Annotated in this window: 6 protein-coding genes; 5 read left to right on the forward strand and 1 reads right to left on the reverse strand. The window is 29.1% G+C overall.

What is annotated here, in order from left to right; translation table 11 throughout:
- Window positions 1–3: 3 nt before the first annotated feature.
- The 5 genes from AACT_RS06240 to AACT_RS06260 all read left to right on the forward strand — a co-directional run bounded on the left by AACT_RS06240 (window position 4) and on the right by AACT_RS06260 (window position 19,307).
- The gene (locus AACT_RS06240) at window positions 4–723 is read left to right on the forward strand and encodes an efflux RND transporter periplasmic adaptor subunit (RefSeq protein WP_172125986.1); all 720 of its coding nucleotides are present in this window, start codon (window positions 4–6) and stop codon (window positions 721–723) included.
- Between the two features lie 15 nt (window positions 724–738).
- Window positions 739–14,622: a DUF4347 domain-containing protein gene (locus tag AACT_RS06245; protein ID WP_172125987.1), complete on the forward strand. Its 13,884-nt coding sequence runs from the start codon at window positions 739–741 to the stop codon at window positions 14,620–14,622.
- A 21-nt stretch (window positions 14,623–14,643) separates the two neighbouring features.
- On the forward strand, window positions 14,644–15,990 hold the full coding sequence (locus AACT_RS06250; protein ID WP_172125988.1) for an efflux RND transporter periplasmic adaptor subunit: 1,347 nt from the start codon (window positions 14,644–14,646) through the stop codon (window positions 15,988–15,990).
- Window positions 15,990–18,110 (forward strand): site-2 protease family protein, encoded by a 2,121-nt coding sequence (locus AACT_RS06255; RefSeq protein WP_172125989.1) that lies wholly within the window; start codon window positions 15,990–15,992, stop codon window positions 18,108–18,110. Before AACT_RS06250 ends, AACT_RS06255 begins: the two co-directional genes overlap by 1 nt.
- A 126-nt stretch (window positions 18,111–18,236) precedes the next feature.
- A complete protein-coding gene (locus tag AACT_RS06260) occupies window positions 18,237–19,307 on the forward strand; it encodes an FIST signal transduction protein (RefSeq protein WP_172125990.1) in 1,071 nt (356 codons plus the stop codon).
- A 108-nt stretch (window positions 19,308–19,415) separates the two neighbouring features.
- Here AACT_RS06260 and istB read toward each other — a convergent pair whose 3' ends face one another.
- On the reverse strand, window positions 19,416–20,156 hold the full coding sequence (gene istB / locus AACT_RS06265) for an IS21-like element helper ATPase IstB (protein WP_172125991.1): 741 nt from the start codon (window positions 20,154–20,156) through the stop codon (window positions 19,416–19,418).
- Window positions 20,157–20,194: the final 38 nt, after the last annotated feature.

A 20,194-nucleotide genomic window follows, 5' to 3' on the forward strand; every position in this document is an offset into this window, starting at 1 on the left:
TTAATGAAAAAAATTTTAAGTTTAGCCTTGTTGGCCTCTTGTTTGTACTCTGATAATAATTTAACTTCAAGAGCTGTAATTGTTTCACTTGATAGAACAGTTTTATCAAGTGAAATAGCTGGAGAAATTATATATCTTTCAAAATTTGAAGGAGATGCTTTTGCTAAAGATGAATCTTTACTCAAAATTGATTGTTCAGTATATAAAGCTCAAAAGAGAAAAATAGATGTTGAGAAAGAGATAGCAAGACTAGAACTTGAAAAAAATAAGAAATTAGATACTTATGGTTCGGTTGGAACATTTGAAATACAAATTTCTCAAGAGAATCTTAATAAACAAAAAGCAGAAAGTGATATAGCAGCTATTAATATTTCTAGATGTGATATAAAAGCACCCTTTGATGGGAGAATTGCAAGTAAGAAAGTGTCTAAATATCAAAACATAAAACCACAAGATGAACTTTTGGAAATTGTAGGAATTGATAATCTTGAAGCAAGAGTAGTTGTTCCTTCTTCTTGGCTTGTTTGGTTAAAAAAAGGAAAAGAGTTTGATTTATCTATTGATGAGACAAAAACAACAGTAAAGGCGAAAATTATACAAATTGACTCAGTTGTTGATCCAACGAGTCAATCTATTACAATTAGAGCAAAATTATTAAAACCATTTGAAAATATAATTCCAGGTATGAGTGCAACAGCAAACTTCTACCAAGAAAATAACTGATAATAAGGGAAAGTTATGAAAATAAAAAAAATAAAAAAACCAATAATTAGTGCTTTAGAACAAAGAATACTTTTTGATGGGGCTGCTGTTGCAACAGTTGTTGATGTACTTGATAATAGTAGTTTTCCATCAAATGAAACAACTGCAACATCAAATGATGTTACTAGTAATAATGCTGAAAATACTGTACATGAAGCACAAGCAGTTCAAGGATTTGAGAGAGATAGAAGAGAAGTTGCATTTGTAGATGCAACAGTAAGTGATTATCAAACTTTGGTTGATGGTGTGGGTGAAGGTGTAGAAGTATATCTTGTAAGTTCACTAGATGATATAAACTCTATATTAAAAAATGAAATAAATATAGATGCAATACATATTTTATCTCATGGTACAACGGGTGAAATAACTGTAGGAAATGATGTATTAAATGGAAATACTTTAGATGATAATGCCTTATTATTAGAAACTATGAAAAACTCTCTTTCTGAAAATGGAGATATTTTATTATATGGATGTAATGTAGCAAGTGATGGAAGTGGACAAGAATTTATAAATACTTTGGCTGAAATCACACAAGCTGATGTTGCAGCTTCTGATGATGTTACAGGTTCTGTTACTCTTGGTGGTGATTGGGATTTAGAAGTTAGTACCGGAACTATTGATACAGAATTTATATCTGTAAATGCTTATAAATCTGAACTAGGTACTCCATCAATTACAAATTTAAATAATCGTACTTATATAGAACAAAGTTCTCCTTCAATAATTGATAGTAGTGTAACTATTTCTAATGGGATAAGTTATGATGGTAAATACATAGAATACTCGATTACAGGTTCAAAATCTACTGAAACTTTAGCTTTAACAAATGCAGCCAATGTTAATGCTTCTGGAGCAATTTCTTTTGTTGGATCTTCTGTTTACTTAGGTAATGGCTCTAGTACAGAAAATATTGGAAGTATTGATTCTACATACAATGGATTAAATGGTCAAAAATTAAGAATTAATTTTGTAAGTGCATTTACTAATCCAAGTTTTGAAACAGGGGCTATTACTGGTTGGACAGCTATGAATCAAATGATAAATTTAGGGGTTACCTCAATCGCAGGTTTTACGTCTAATGATACAAGTACATATACTGACAATCAAAATTCTGGTGGAAATGATAATGACGTACCATCGAGAGCTTCTTATAATACTCAAATTTCAACTGTTACTACAAGTAATGGTTCTTATTCACTGGAATTAAGTAGTTCAATGACTACCTTAAATGGTTATGATGTAGTTCATGGTCCTGCTGTTTATAGTAATAATTTTGAAGCTTCAGCAGGAGATGTTATTTATTTTGATTGGAGAGCATATGCAGGAGGAGATGATTTTGATGCTTTTGGTTATATTGTTAATGTAACTACTGGTGCACAAATCGAAGTATTAGATGCTACGGGAGGTTCTAACACCGAATGGACTACAAAAGCAACAACAATCTCAACAGCTGGAACATATAAATTTGTTTTTGTAAATGGAACTTATGATGCTTCTGGAGGAAAAGCTGCAGGGGGTAAACTTTATATAGATAATGTAAGAGTTTTTGGTAACAAAGTTACAGATGCTGTTGTAAGTAATATTTCAAATCAAATTGCATATTCAAATTCTTCAGATGCTCCTGATGCCACAAGAACTTATAATATTACAGCTGTTAATTCAAGTAATTTATCTTCAACTGCTTCTAGCACAATATATATTACAGCAGTTAATGATGCTCCAATAGGATCAAATAAAACAATAACAACAAATGAAGATATATCAAAATTATTGGTTTCTTCTGATTTTGGTTTTAGTGATGTTGATGGAGATTCTTTATCAGGTATTAAGATAACATCTTTAGCAACAAAAGGAACATTAGAATATTTTAATGGTTCAATTTGGCAAAATGTAACTTCAAATCAGTTAATTACAAAAGCTAATATAGATTCTGGTTATTTAAGATTTAATCCTACTTTAAATGAAAATGGTACAAATTATGCTTCTTTTGGTTTTAAAGTAAATGATGGAACAGTTGATTCTACAAATACATATACAATAACATATAATGTAACTTCTGTAAATGATGCCCCAACAATAGAATCAACAATATTGACAGACTATAATTCAACAACTGCAGTTGCTACAATTATATCTCCTTCATTAGTTTTAGATGATGTAGATAACGCAACTTTATCAAGTGCCACAATATCTATTTCAAATGGATTTATAGCAGGAGATATATTAAGTTTTACAAATAATAATGCAACAACATACGGAAATATTGTAGCAAATTATAATAGTTCAACAGGCGTATTAACATTGACTTCAAGTGGTAATACAGCTACAAAAGCACAATTTCAATTAGCTTTACGAAATGTAACTTATCATTCTAGCTCATCAAATCTTTCGGATGGTTCAAGAACAATTTCATGGATAGTAAATGATGGAGCAGCGAATAGTTTAACGGACACATCAACAATAAATATTTTTTCAGATTTTGATAATGATGGTGTAAAAGATAGTAATGATATTGATGATGATAATGATGGAATTTTAGATATAAATGAATCAACTGAAAATTTCCAATGGGCAGGAGGTTATAGTATTTCAGGTAATACTGCAACTGGAAATATTGATGGAATAGGATTTACTTATACTTTAACTAACTTAGATCAAACTGCTTTAAATATCGCTACAACTTCTTCAATGTTTAGTCATAGTACATTTCCTAGTGAGTACAATGTTCCAAATAGTAATCCTACAATTAGAAATGATTTAGCATCTATTAATACTTTAGATTTTAGTAGTACTATATTAAATCCTGTATTATCATTTTCATCAATTGGTAATCCTAGTACACCTGTACAAATTCAATTTTATAATGATATTGAAATTCTTTTTTCAACAGCAACAGGTGGTGGAAGTATAAGTTATGATCCAATTACAAGAATTCTAACAGGAGCTGAAGGATTTGCAGTTATAAAAATAGCTGGAGAATTTAATCAAATTAAATTTGATTATTTATCTAATGAAACATATGTTAATTTTGCATTTGGAGCTGATGTTAGACAAGATGTTGATACAGATGGTGATGGTCTAGTAGATAGACTTGATACTGATTCAGATAATGATGGAGTATTAGATAATGTAGAAGCTCAAGTAGCAGGTGGTTTTGGAGTTTCTAATCCAAAAACTTTATCTGGATATATCGCACCACTTGGTACAGATGTTGATATGGATGGTTTAGATGATGCATATGATGCTGATACTTCAAGTGCTTCTAAAACTTTAGCAAGCGTATCTAATGGATTAACTCCAATTGATTCAAATTCAAATGTAACAGCTGATTATTTAGTAGATGAAGCACCTGTTTTAACTGTTGGTAACTTAGCTTCTCATGATGGTACAACAACATCAAGTGAAATTATTGCACCTGCTTTAACTTTATTTGATGTTGAAAATCATAATATAAGTCAAGCAAAAATACAAATCAATAATTTTGTTTCAGGTGATACATTAAGTTTTACAAATGATAGTTCAACAATGGGCTCAATTACTAGCTCATATAATAGTTCAACTGGAATTTTAACTCTATCAGGCACAGCTACTGTTTCACAATATGAAGCAGCACTAAAAAGTGTAAAATTTAGTAAAGTAAATTCAGATACAACTGATAGAAGTTTTAGTTTTACAGTAGGATCTGCAATTCCATATAGTGGAAATGGGCATTATTATGAAGTTGCATATTTTACATCAGGTAAAACATGGGATCAGGCAAAAGCTTTTGCACAAACTCAGACATTATATGGAATGCAAGGTTATTTAGCAACAATAACAAGTGCTGATGAAAATGCATTTATTTTATCAAAACTTCCATCTGATGCTTGGATTGGAGGAAGTGATGCAGCGGTTGAAGGAACTTGGAAATGGGTAACAGGTCCAGAAGCTGGTCAAACAATGTCATATACAAACTGGAATAGTGGTGAGCCAAATAATTCAGGAAATGAAGATGCGGCAGAGTTTTATGCTACAGGTTCAAATCCTGGGAAATGGAATGATTTACCTTCAAGTTCAACAACTTTACAATATGCAATTATTGAATATGGTGGAATGCCTACAGATACAACAGTTCCAGTGATTTCAGCAACTGCAACGATGATTGTAAATGATGCACCGACAATTTCAGTTTCAAGTAATCCTTATGCAGTAGATTTAGATGGAACTAATGATTATTTAACAACAAATAGCAGTATATTAAATGATATTTCTAAATATACTGTTTCATTTTGGATAAATCCAGATAGTTTAACTTCAAATATTCCTATTAGAAGTTTAGTTGGACAAAATGATGCCTTTGAAATATTTATTAAAAATGGAAATACATTAACGTTTTGGAATTCTATAAGTGGTGGAGTTGATTATGGTTTAAGTGGAATTTTAAGTACAGGAAATTGGACTCATTTGGCAATTACAGGTGATTCAGTAAAAGGTGAAGTTAAAATATACGCTAATGGAGTTTTAAAAACTACTTTGACCCATGCAACTTCAGCAAATTATGGTAATTCAACTTATAACGTAACTGTTGGTGGATATGTACAAGATTCAACAAATGGCGGTTTTTTTGATGGGAAATTAGATGAAATTTCAATCTGGAATGAAGTAAAAACGGCACAAGAAATATCTACTTTACAAACTGCAAGATTAACTGGAGAAGAGACAGGTTTATTAGCTTATTGGTCAATGGATGAAGGTACTGGAAATAGTGTTGAAAATAAAGTAAGTGGAAGTGATGTAAATACAAATTTAACCCTAACAAATGGAACAACATGGGTAAATTCAACTTTAAACGTAATTACAACATACACAGAACATGATGCGCCTATTATTATTTCACCTTCAGTAACAATTGGGGATACAGATAGTAGTACTATTGAAAGTGCAACAATTTCTATTAGTTCAAATTTTGTTTTAGGGGATACTTTAAGTTTTATAAATGATGATTCTAGTAAATATGGAAATATAACTGCATCATATGACTCTTCAACAGGAGTTTTAACATTAAGCTCATCTGGCTCAACTGCAACAATGCAACAATGGAAAGATGCATTAGAAAATGCTAAATTCTCAATTTCTAGTTCGACTGATGTTGTAAATAGTGCAACAAAAACTATTTCTTGGAAAGTTAATGATGGTTCATTAGATAGTTTAATTGATACTTCAAGTATAAATGTACAAGGTTTTGGAAAAATGCCTTACATTTATGGTACAGATAAAGCAACTGTAAATGAAGATAGCAGTGTATCTTTATCTGGTTTTACTGTTGGAGATGATGATACAACTATTTTAACAGTTAGTGTCGTATCTCAACATGGAGATTTATCATTAGGAACAACTACTGGAATTACGGGATATTCAAGTGCAACTAAAACATTAGAAATCACAGGAACATCTGCTGATTTACAAAATGCTCTAAATAGTATGGTTTATACTCCTGATGCAAACTATAATGGACTTGATGAATTAGTTATAAAAGCTAGTGATGATAGTGGAAAATCTTGGAGTGATTATTATGTTAGTAGAACCGGATTATTTTATAACCCGACTAATCAACACTATTATGAATTTGTTTCAACTCCATTAACTTGGGATGCAGCAAAAACAGCAGCAGAAAGTAGAACTTATCTAGGATTAGGTGGATATTTAGCAACGGTAACAAGTTCTGCTGAAAATGCTTTAATTGCATCTAAACTTGGTGGTAATGGATGGATGGGTGCTAGTGATGCAACTCAAACTTGGACAAGAGCAGATGGAACAACATTTACTACAAGTGAAGGTAATTGGACTTGGATATCAGGTCCTGAAGCTGGAACTAAGTTTTGGCAAGATGAAACAAGAGAACTTGGTAGAACAGAGAGTGTTCAAGGGTATACAGTAAATGGAATGTATGCAAATTTTGCTTCGGGAGAACCAAATAATTATGGTGGAGATGAAGATGTAGCACATTTTTATTCAAATAATGGAACATGGAATGATTATCCAAATAGTATGAATTTAGGATATGTTGTTGAATATGGAGGATTATCTACGGATATATCTTCAAAACCAGCAGCTGCAAAATTAGAAATAACAGTTGTATCTGTAAATGATTTACCTGTAAATAATAATGTACCAAGTTCTGTAACTACAAATGAAGATACATCAATAGTATTTTCAAGTGCAAATAGTAATGCAATTACAATTACAGATATTGATGCAACAACTGTAACAACAACTTTATCTATAGGAAGCGGAAAAGGTACATTAAATGTAATAGAAGGAAATGCAACTACAATTACAAATAATGGTACAACAACAGTTCAAATTACAGGAACAGTTGAACAGGTAAATTCAGCTTTAGATGGATTAGTTTATAATCCAACTTCAAATGCAAATGGAAATGCTTATACTACTTTAACAATCTCTACAAATGATGGATTTGCAACAGATTTGGATTTTGTTACTATAAATGTAACTGCTGTTGATGATTTACCAGTTGCAAACTCTATGGCTGCAACGGTAGGAGTAGGTTCTGCACAATTATTTAGTTATTTCCAGTCAAACTTTTTTGATGTTGACAATGATGCACCAGTAGCTATAAAATTAACTTCAGCTCCTGATAAAGGTCAATTTGAACATTGGAATGGGACTTCTTGGGAAATAGTGAGCAATATAACACCAAGTACACCTTTAATTGTTGCTATGAGTGAAATGAATGATTATAGATTTAATGCTTTAAGTGAATCTAATACTTCAACAACTGTTCAATGGCAAGTAAAAACAGCTGGCAATACAAGTGATACAGGTTGGTCAAATACAGCAACTGGAACTATATCTATTTTAAGTTATTCTGATAATACAACACCTAGTGTTTCTATTACTTATCCAACTGGAACAACAACTGGAACACCAACTACTCAAATAGTTGAAGCGCCAGATTCATCTAATCCTACATCTTCTGTTGAAACAACAACAAGCAATAATGTTATTTCAATAAATGAAGATACTCAAACTGCAACTATAACTTTAACGTATAGTGATGGTGTAACTCCCGCACAATTTATGCAAGGAATAATGACATCAAGTAATACAAGATTAATTGATTTTAGTGATTCAAGTACATTTGAAATGACACAAAGTGTTGTTAATAATGTTGGAACTATTACTTTAATTTTAAAACCAAAAGCAGATATGTATGGTGATACATTGATTACTTTAGGTGCATTTGATGGACAAAAAACATCACAAGAAACATTTACTTTACGTGTTAATTCTGTAAATGAACAAGCCATTGTGGATAACTTTACAAGAACAATAGATGAAGATACATCATTTAGTTTTGCAACTATTAATCCTGCTGATATTTACCATGATGCAAATGATGTAAACAATAATACAAATGTTACAGCAGTTGATTATAATTCACAAATGGCGATAATTCAAGATGCTATGATGAATCCATCTGATACATCTAAACAACTTGCAAAAGCAACAGCTATTACAACTTTAGTAGATGCAAACTATTTCCCTCAGTCATTTATAATAGATACTTTACCAACAAATGGTGATTTATATTTAGATGGTACAAAAATTGTAGCAAATAATTATGTTGTGGCAATTGCCGATTTAGAAAAATTAGTTTATCAACCTGATTCAAACTATTTTGGAACAGATAATTTCACTTGGCATGCTTTAGATAAAGAAAGATTAGCTTCTGTTATTAAAACAGCTACATTTACAGTAAATCCAATAAATGATGCACCCGTTATCACATCTCCTTCAACAATACAAATCGTTGATACAACAGGTGCTTCAATAAATGGAACAATTACAAATACTTTAGTTGCTAATGATGTTGATAATACAAGTTTAACTTATAAAATCGATTCAGGAGCAGGTGCTTTTGTTGAAACAATGGTTGGAACTTATGGAACATTAGTAATAAATTCAACAACTGGTGATTATGAATTTATACCAAATCAATCAGCTATTACAGCTTTGGATTCAGATACTACAGAAACTTTTACTTTAAATGTAAGTGATGGTGTTTTATTTGATACCACAACATTAACAATAAATATAACAGCAGCACCTGAAGCAACTTCTATATATAGAGAACAAGCAGATGCAACACTTATTTTAACTGATACAAGTATAAATACACAGGAGTCTTATGGTGGAGGTTCTATTGAATTTGATTTAAATGATCCTCAATTAACAGAAACTTTAGATATTCAAAAAGTATTAAGTGCTGATATTACAGCGGATGCTGTAAGTATCGTTGGAAATTCTGTTTATCTAGGAAATGGAACAACAGCAAGTGTTATTGGTCAAATTGATAGTGTTTATAATGGTGAAAATGGACAAAAATTAAAAATTAATTTCTCCGTTGATTTTGCAAATGGGAATTTTAATTCATTAAATAATTCAGTTGGTCTTTTAAGTTCTACTGTAAATGAAGTTATAACTATTGATGGATGGAATATTGTAAATGGTAGAGTAAATTTAGGAGTTGATACAATTGCAGGACTTGCAACTCCAGAAGACACTACAAATCCAGGAAGAGTAATATCAGCAGCAGATAAAGATGGGGATATTTTACGAAGAGGAACATTCTATACTTATGTAAATGATGATGATGGCTCTTTGGGAGATGATAACTCTATAAAATTAAATTCAAGTTTAACATCAACAAATGGATATGCAATAGTTAGAGGACCATATATCTATTCTGATTCGGCTGTTTCTTTAAAAGTAGGAGATAGCGTTCAATTTGATTGGAAAGCAGAAGGTGGTGCTGATGCTTATGATGTATTTGGATATATTGTTGATGTAAATAATCCGTCTAATTATCAAATAATATTAAATCAAACAGGAGCAAATGCAAGGGCTACAACAGCTTGGGCAACTGTATCTACTACTATAGCTACTGATGGTGAATATAAATTTGTTTTTGTTTCAGGTTCTTGGGATGCAACAGGTGGAAAAGCTTTAGGCGCTCAACTTTATATAGATGATGTAAAAGTTACTCAATCTAATCCATCATCTGGATTGGGTTCTGATGTTTTAGAAAAAATAGCACAAAAAGTTACTTATCAAAATAGTTCAGATTTAAGTGCTTCAAATGGAATTATAAATAAAACAGTTACAGTTACAGCTTCTTCTGGAGATATTACACCTATTGTTCATAGTTCAACAAAAGCATTAAATATTCGAGAAGTAAATGATTCTGTAACTTTAATATCATCGGTTTCAAATATCTATTATACAGATACAGATGGAGTTGATAATTTCTCTAATACAACAGGAAAATTAAGTGCAACAGATGCAGATAGTGCAACAGTATTTACTTATGGAATAGATAGTTCTACTTCAAATGGTGATGGAACAGTTACTAAAGTAGGAAGTTATGGAACTTTAACTCTTGATAGTTCAACAGGAGAATATACATTTACTCCAGATTCTGATGTTATAAATGCTTTATCTTCAAATGTGAATGAAACATTTACATTTAGTGTAAATGATGGAAGTGGTTCTACTGATTCAAAAGTTTTAACTATAAATATTGAATCAGTTAATGATGCACCACTTTTAGGTGGAGTAACTTCAACTCCAACATTTACAGAAAATGGAACAGCTGTTTTAGTTGATCCTACAATTACTATAACAGATTTAGAAGGTACAAGTTACGATAGTGGATATGTTGCATTTAAAACTTCACAAAATGGACAAGTAGAAGATACTTTATCAATATTAAATATTGGTGGAATTAGTGTAAGTGGAAACAATGTAAATTATGGTGGAGTTACAATTGGAACTATTGATTCTATTTATGATGGACAAAATGGAAAAGAATTAAGAATAAATCTAAATTCAAATGCTTATTCATCACAAGTTCAAGCTTTAGCAAGAGCTATTGCCTTTTCAAATCCAACAGATGATTTAAGTTCAAGTGCTAGAACTATCGAAATAAAAATAAATGATGGTGGAAATGGTGGTGATACAACTGCTAGATATAGTATAAAAGAAGCTACTGTAAATATTCAAACAATAAATGATTTAGCACAAATCAATTTAGGAAATGAGAGTTTAGTTGTAGAAAAATCTATTTTTGCAAATCCAAATGGTGATTTAGACTTAGGTTCAATGATAAGTTTTGCTGATTTAGATGGAGATACTCTAACAGTAGTAATTGAAACAACTAATTATGGTTTAATAAATGTAAATGATTCAGTATCAAATGGTTTAAATTCTTCTCAAATAAGTGGGAATAATTCAAGAGTTGTTACATTAAAAGGAACAATTGAACAAATCAATAATACTTTAGCTGCAAGTAATGGTGCTTCATATACTGCTAGTGGAGGTAATGATTATATTACTCCTGGAGCTGATTATTTAAAAGTAACTGCAACAGATGAGTTAGGTGGAGTTTCAACTTCTCAAAAACTAGTTATGGTATTACCTGCTATTCCAAATGCTTACAGCGATAATATAATTGCAAAAGAAGATAATAATGCTATTGTAGATATATCAAGTTTAACTTCAGATATAAATGATAATGCTGGAACATATATCTTTGGAACAGGAAGTGCTGATATAACAGATGTAAATGGAAATATTACAAGTTCTGGAAATATTACAGCTTTTGAACCAGATAAAATTGTTTTCTCTTCTTATGATATAGATGGAGATAATAATCCATTTACTCAAAGTCCAATAGGGTATCAGTTAGCTAATGGTAAATTAATATTAGATAATGATCAAATTTTAGGTACAGATTTTGCTAAGTTTACATTTATTCCAAATGAAAATTGGTCTGGAGTTGAAACTTTTGTATATCAATATACATCAGGTGATGATAAAGTAAGTAATATTGCTCAAGTTTCTATTTATGTAATTGCTGTAAATGACGCTCCTATTGTAACTGTAAGTAATAGTGAAACAATTAATGAAGATTCATCAATTGTATTTAAAAATACAAATGCAATAACTTTAGCTGATGTTGATATTGTAAATCCTAATCAAATGCTAGATTTAACTTTAAGTGTAGAAAATGGAAAATTAGAACTTGCTCAAAATAGTGGATTAACTATACTTGAAGGAAGTGATAATTCATCAAAAATTAAAGTTCAAGGAAGTTTATCAGATTTACAAGATGCTATAGATGGACTAAAATATACATCAAATCAAGATTATAATGGTACAGATGCCTTAATCGTGAAATTAAATGATAATGGTAACATAGGTGAGGGTGGTATTTTAGAAAGTGAACAAACTATAAATATTACAATAAATGCTGTGAATGATGCTCCTGTATTTACAAGTCAAGTTGATGATGTAGTAGAGGGTGTAATAATTAATGGTGTATTACCAGCAAGTGATGTTGATAGTAGTTCTTTAGCATTTAGTATTGAAGGAAATCTTCCTACAGGATTTGTATTAAATAGGGATGGTTCATATACTTTTGATTCTTCAAGTTATAACCACCTTGGTGCTGGTGAAACTCAAACTATAATTGTTCCAGTTTCTGTAACAGATATTGAAGGTTTAAAAACTACTGCAAATTTCTCTATTACAATCACAGGATCAAATGATGCACCAATTATCCAAGTAGTAAATGTAACAGCAAGTATTATAGAAGGTTCAAAACTAACTGATAATGGAAGTATTACATTCACAGACTTAGATTTAACAGATAGAGCAAAAGCAGTAGAAGTTACAAAATCAGTAACAGCATTAGCTCAAAATGGAACCAATGCTTTAGTATTAAGCCAAACTCAACAACAAGATATTGAAGCAGCCTTTACAATTAATAATACGTCAACTAATACAAATAATGGTGAAGTAACTTGGGATTACACAATTTCAGAAAATAAATTAGACTTCTTGGGTCAAGGTGAAACTGTAACAGCAACATTTACAATAACAGTAACAGATGATGAAGGAGCTACTGATACACAAGATGTAACAGTAACAATCACAGGATCAAATGATGCACCAATTATCCAAGTAGTAGATGTAACAGCAAGTATTATAGAAGGTTCAAAACTAACTGATAATGGAAGTATTACATTCACAGACCTAGATTTAACAGACAGAGCACTAGCAACAGAAGTTACAAAATCAGTAACAGCTTTAGCTCAAAATGGAACTAATGCTTTAGTATTAACTCAAACACAACAACAAGATATTGAAGCAGCCTTTACAATTAATAATACGTCAACTAATACAAATAATGGTGAAGTAACTTGGGATTACACAATTTCAGAAAATAAATTAGACTTCTTGGGTCAAGGTGAAACTGTAACAGCAACATTTACAATAACAGTAACAGATGATGAAGGAGCTACTGATACACAAGATGTAACAGTAACAATCACAGGATCAAATGATGCACCAATTATCCAAGTAGTAGATGTAACAGCAAGTATTATAGAAGGTTCAAAACTAACTGATAATGGAAGTATTACATTCACAGACCTAGATTTAACAGACAGAGCACTAGCAACAGAAGTTACAAAATCAGTAACAGCTTTAGCTCAAAATGGAACTAATGCTTTAGTATTAACTCAAACACAACAACAAGATATAGAAGATGCCTTTACAATTAATAATACGTCAACTAATATAAATGATGGTAAAGTAACTTGGGATTATACAATTGCAGAAAGTAAACTTGATTTCTTAGGTCAAGGTGAAACTGTAACTGCAACCTTTACAATTACTGTAACAGATGATGAAGGAGCTACTGATACACAAGATGTAACAGTAACAATCACAGGATCAAATGATGCACCAACAGTTTCTTTTGAAAATGTAGATGATAGAACTTCATTTGGTGAAGATTTTACAAAAGATATTGCTTCTTTATTTAGTGATAAAGACTTAACAAATGTATTTACATATGAAGCTATAAATCTTCCAAGAGGTTTAGTAATAGATTCAAGTACAGGAGTTATTTCAGGTGCTGCAGTTGAATCTGGAATTTTTGAAATTACGTTAATAGGAAAAGATTCAGGAAATCCGAGTTTAAGTATTTCTAGAACATTTAGTTTATTGGTTATTGCACCTGCTCAACCTGAAAGTATAGTAGTTGTAAATACTCCTAATATAGGAGATTCTAATACTAATAACAATGATATTATATTAAATAATTTCAATGATAATGGACAAAATAATTTGGGTGTATTAAATTATAGTTCTTTTGAGGGAGTTTCGTCAGATACAGGAGTAGGATTTTTAAGTAATGTAACTAATACAAATGATGGTTTAGCACAAAATAATGGATTATCAAATAATCAAACTGAACAAGCTGCATCAAATAATGTAAATGGAACAAACTCAACAAATACAAATAATGATAACAAAGGTTTAATTCAAGCAGATGTTGATTTAAATGTTTTAACAAATGGACAAATTGTATTTAATCAAGGAAATCAAGATGCTTTTTCAATTGTTGGAATTACAATTGAAGATATAAAAATTGAAAACACTAATTTAAATATAAAAGTAGTAAATTTAAATCTTTCTCAAAATTTTATTGTTACTCAAATTGATGGTTCGGCATTACCTCAAGGATTGTCTTTTGATCCAAGAACAGGTAGTATTTCAGGAATAATCCCAGAAGATTTAGATAAATTAGAGATAAGTATAAAGGCTATAAATTCAGATGGAACTACAAGAATTTTAAATCTAAAACTTGATTTAAAAGAGTTGAAAAAATCTCAAGGAAATCAAGCTGATGCGGATGAAAAATATATTGGTTTAAAAGAGCAAATAGCCTTAGAAAATCAAAGACTTGATGGTTATGGATCTTATCTTACAAAATTGTTTGCCTAAAAGTAAAGGGAAAAGTTAATATTGGAATCAAATATCTCAAAACTTCTACAGTTAGAATATAACTGTAGAAATTGTGAAAGTATAAAAGAATTATATTTTCAAATAGTAAATGAAACAAGAAATATTGTTCCTTATTCTCAAGGAGTTTTATTAACAACTGATTTAAAAGGTAGGTATAAAGTTGCATCAATATCTGATATTTCAGTTGTTGATTCTACTTCTCCTTATGTTCAGTGGATTGAAAATATTGTTGAGGATTTAAATTTAAATGAAAAAGCAAAAGATATTTTTATAGTAGATACAAAAAGTGATTTAAAAGAGATAAATTTTAAATCACTTTACGATTTTTCTCCAGAAAATATTTTATTTATACCCTTAAAAACTACTAAGGAAAATAGTGAAGTAAATTATATTTTATTACTTTCTCGTGAAGATAAATGGATGGATAATGATATTTTAATTCTAAAACATCTCTCTTCTTCATTATCATATTTTTTATTTGCGATGCGAAGTTATGGATTTTTCCAAATATTAAAAAAATTCTCTTTTAAAAATAAGTACTTTAAAATATCTATTGTTTTACTTATTGCTTCTATGTTTTTACCAGTTAGATTATCTGTTCTTGCACCACTTGAAGTTGATGCAAAAAATCCTTATGTTGTAACTTCCCCTTTAAATGGTGTTATTGAAGAAGTGAAAGTTTTTCCAAATGATAAAATAAAAAAAGAACAATTAATAGTTCAATTCGATGATGTGGATTTTAATAATAACTATTTAGTTGCTAAAAGAACTTTGGATGTAACAAAAGCAGAACTTTTTAGTACAAAACAAAGCAGTTTTTTAGATCCAAAACAAAAAAGTCAAATTTCTCAGTTAGAAAATCAAGTTAAATTAAGAGAAGCCGAATTAGTTTTTGCAGAAGATCAATTAAATAAAACTAAAATTTATGCAAATGAAGATGGAATTGCAATAATAAATAATCCAAATGATTGGAAAGGAAAACCTGTATCAACAGGTGAAAGAATTTTCTTAATTGCAAATCAAAATAATATTGAATTAAAAATTATGCTTCCTGTTAGTGATGCAATATTTTTAGAAGAAAATGCAATTGTGAAAGCTTTTTTTGATAATGATCCAACAAACTCTTGGAATGGAAAAATCAAATATATTTCCTATAAACCTGAGCTTACAGAACAAAATATTTTATCTTATAAAATAATAGCAGATTTTAATGATATCAAAGAGAATGGTTATGTTCCATCTATTGGTTTAAGAGGTACTGCAAAGATTTATTCAAAAGAAGTTACCTTGTTTTTTTATTTATTTAGAAAACCAATTACATCTCTTAGACAATGGATAGGTTGGTAATGTTTCAAGAAGAACAAAAGATTATATTACCAAAAATTAGAGATGATTTAAAACTTATAAAAACTTCAATTGCAGAAGATGGTTCTAAAAGATGGCTTTTATTTGATCCAATTCAAAATAAATATTTTGATATAGGAATTGATGCTTTTGAATTGATTTCTAATTGGCAAAGTGATATTGAAATGGATGAGTTCATAAAAAATCTTGAAAATAAAAATTATGAAATAGATAAAGAAACTTTACAAACTTTTATGGATTTTTTAATCAATAATAATTTGATAATTTGTGAAGATTCAAAATATACAAGTAGAATGATAAATATACATAAGCAATCAAAACAAAATATTTTTAAGTGGATGATTCACAACTATTTATTTATAAGAGTTCCTCTATTGAAACCTGATAGATGGCTTGAAAAAAATAAAAATAGAGTTGATTTTTTATACTCTAATCTTTGGCAAAATATAGTTTTCTTTTTAGGTTTTTTAGGTGTAGTTTTTGTATTAAGAGATTGGGAAAACTTTATTTCTACTTTTATGTATTTATTTTCAAAAGAAGGATTCTTTTATTATTTTTTATCTTTGGTTTTTGTGAAAAGTTTTCATGAATTAGGTCATGCTTTTACTGCAAAAAGATTAGGTTGTAAAGTTCCCACAATGGGAGTTGCTTTTTTAGTTTTATTTCCTGTTTTATATACTGACACTACAAATGCATGGAAATTAGAATCTAAGTATCAAAGATTAAAAATTGTAGTTGCAGGAATAAAAGTAGAGTTATATCTTGCTTTAATTGCTACATTCTTATGGTCTTTTTCTCCAGATGGTATTTTAAAAAGTATTTTATTTATTATTGCTACTACTAGTTGGATTAGTTCATTACTTATAAATATTAGTCCATTCTTACGATTTGATGGATATTATGCTTTATCAGATATAACAAATAGTAAAAATCTACAACCACGGTCATTTGCAATGGCAAAATGGTTTATAAGAAAAAATATTTTGGGTTTAGAAGAATTAAAACCAGAAATTCTAAGCAAGAGAAAAGAGACTTTTTTTATTGTTTATGCAATCTTAACTTGGCTTTATAGATTTTTTTTATTTTTAGGAATAGCAGTATTAGTTTATTATTTTACTTTTAAAGTTTTAGGAATAATTCTTTTTTTAGTTGAAATACTTTGGTTTATTTTATTACCTGTTTATAAAGAATTAAAAATATGGTGGACTAAAAGAAAAAATGTTACTTTTAATAAAAAAAATATTACTTCTTTGAGTTTTTTATTTTTATTTTTATTAGTTATATTTATACCTTGGAATAGTACTATTAAAATGCCTGCAATAATAGAATCTAAAAATTATTTTGAATTTTATTCAGCAGAAGATGGTTATATTGAAGAAATATTTTTTTCAAGTGGAGATAATATCAAAAAAGGTCAATTATTACTAAAAATAAAGTCACCATTAATTGAGCATAAAATCTCTCAAGTTCAAAAAGAAATTGAGTTAATAAAAATAGAAATAAGTAGGCAAGCAGGATTTAGAGAAAATTTAAATAAAAGATTTATTTTAGAAGAAAGCTTGTTAAAAAAAGAAAATGAAGTAGAAGGGCTTGAAAAAGTTAGAAATAAATTTGAAGTAAAAGCAGATTTTGATGGTAAAATTTATTTCTATAATACTTTCAAAAAAAATCAATGGATAAATAAAAAAGAACCAATATTTGTTTTATATGATAATGAAAATTACAGAATAGTGAGTTTTTGTAATGAAAACGATTTTAAGTTACTTAGAGAAAATAGTGCTAGTAAATTTATTTTTAGCTCAGGAGATGTAAATGATATTCATACAAAAATATCTAATATCTCAAAAATTTCTGTTCCTTATTTGGAATTTCCTGAGTTGTCATCTGATTTTGGTGGAGAAATTGCAACAAGACAAGACAGAGACAAAGGAATTAAAACAGAGCAAGCTTATTACAAAATTTCTATTAATTTGGATAAAATTGAATTAAATTTAACAAATAGAAAAAATGGTGTTTTAGTAACGAATGGTAAAGCATTAAGTCTTTTTTCTAAAGGATTTAAAAAAGTAGTTTCTATTTTTATAAGAGAGAGTGAATTCTAAATTCTTTCAAAAACCAATTACAAAAGATTTAGTAAAAAATATTATTAATTAATAAATAATATTATTTTTTGATACTTTTGTAGTACCTTTTTCTAGTAGAATTAGAGAAAAATTAAAAGGCTTATAATGAAAAAAGGTAAATTTTATTTTTGTTTAAAAGATTTTTTGGAAGATAATAAAAATAATACTCAAAAAGCTTTTGTTTTAGTTGCAGAATATACTAATTTTGATTTAGAAGATTTAAAAAATTATAATGGAGAAATCTTTGGAGGAATCGTTCCTTTTGTAGTTTTTAATGAAAATTTTTACAATAAAGGAATTATTGTATGCTTTTTGGAAGAAAATTCTGATTTTTTATTTGTTGAAGATTTAAATCATTTAGATAGGAATCCTATCTTCTTTGATAGTAGAAAATCGTTTATGGTATTACTTGATGGATTAAGTCCTAATATAACTAATTTTTTAGAAAATCTATTTGAAGCAGTTTGTGAAAATGCACAAATCATAGGTGGTGGTGCAGGAAAAATGACTTTTGAAAATGATCCTGTAATTTTCACAAAAGATAAGATATATAATAATGCTGCAGTAGTAATTGCAACACCTAAGAAATTAAATAGTAAAATAGCTAGTGGTTGGGAATATTTAGAAGGACCATTTTTAACAACAAGTTCTGAAAAAAATATATTAAAAACATTAAATTTCAACAATGCCTTTGATGTTTATAAAAATGTAATAGAAAAACACACTGGAATGACTTTTAGTGATGATAATTTTTTTGATATCGCAAAATCATATCCTTTTGGTATTGTTAAGTTTAATAATGAAACAATTGTAAGAGATCCTATTTATATTGATGAAAATAATCATATAGTTTTAGTTGGTGATATTTTTCAAAATTCAACTATAAATATTTTGAAAGGTAACCCTGCCTCTTTAGTTGAATCTACAGGTCTTGCTGTTAAAGAACTCTTGAAAGAATCAGATTCTTGTAAAAATCAAGATGTTATGATATTTGATTGTATTTCTAGATCTATTTTTCTAGGGGACAATTTTCCAAGTGAGTTAGAAGAAATGAAAAGTTTTATGACAGCAGATTCAACTTTATTTGGTGCACTTACATTGGGTGAAATATGTAGCGACACAGATAAGTATATTAGCTTTTATAATAAATCATGTATTGTAGGTGTACTTTGCTAGTAGATTGTTGAGACGCATGAACTTGGCCACCCAAACGCATAAACACTTGGCCAGTTGAGGAGTTAAAAAGTATTCTTATAAAATTGTATCATATGTGGCCAAATGTTTTTATAATTTTGCTAAATATTCTCTCATTGAAGGACCTTTTAAATCTAATTTATGTGCTGTATGAATAAGTCTATCCATCATTGCATCTGCTATTGTTTCATTCCCTAAATATGCATGCCAATCTTTTATTGGAAGTTGTGCTGTTATAATTATTGAACCACTGAAAGTTCTATCTTCTATTATTTCAAATAAATCATTTATTTCATCTGGTTTTAGTGGTGTTACTCCAAAGTCATCTAATAGTAAAAGTTTAAATTTTGAAATCTTTGCTAATGTTTTTGTATATGTCCCATCCATTCTTGAAACTCTTATTTCTTCAAGTAAATTTGAAACTCTATAATACTTTGTTGGGTATCCCAAATCTATAGCTCTCTTCCCTAAACATTGCATTGTAAAACTTTTTCCAACACCACTTGCCCCAGTAATAAGGACATTTTGGTTATTATTTATAAAGTTTCCACTTGCTAATGACATAAGTACTGATTTATCTAAATTACGTTTTGGAAGATACTTTATTTGATCCAAGGATGCTGTTTTATCTTTTAATGTTGCAGCTTGTAGCAATCTTTTTATTCTTTTATCATCCCTTTGATTTATCTCTGATTCAAACAGATGAAATAGTCTTTCTTCAAAGCTCAATGAACTATAATTTGCATCATTACTTTGATGTAATAATGACTCTTTAAATCCTGAAAGATTAAGTGCTGTTGCTTGTTGTAAAATTGTATCAATTGATATCATGATTTTTTCCTTATATTCTTTTTTTTCTTTTATTTTTA

Source organism: Arcobacter acticola, from assembly GCF_013177675.1.
Taxonomy (GTDB): domain Bacteria; phylum Campylobacterota; class Campylobacteria; order Campylobacterales; family Arcobacteraceae; genus Aliarcobacter; species Aliarcobacter acticola.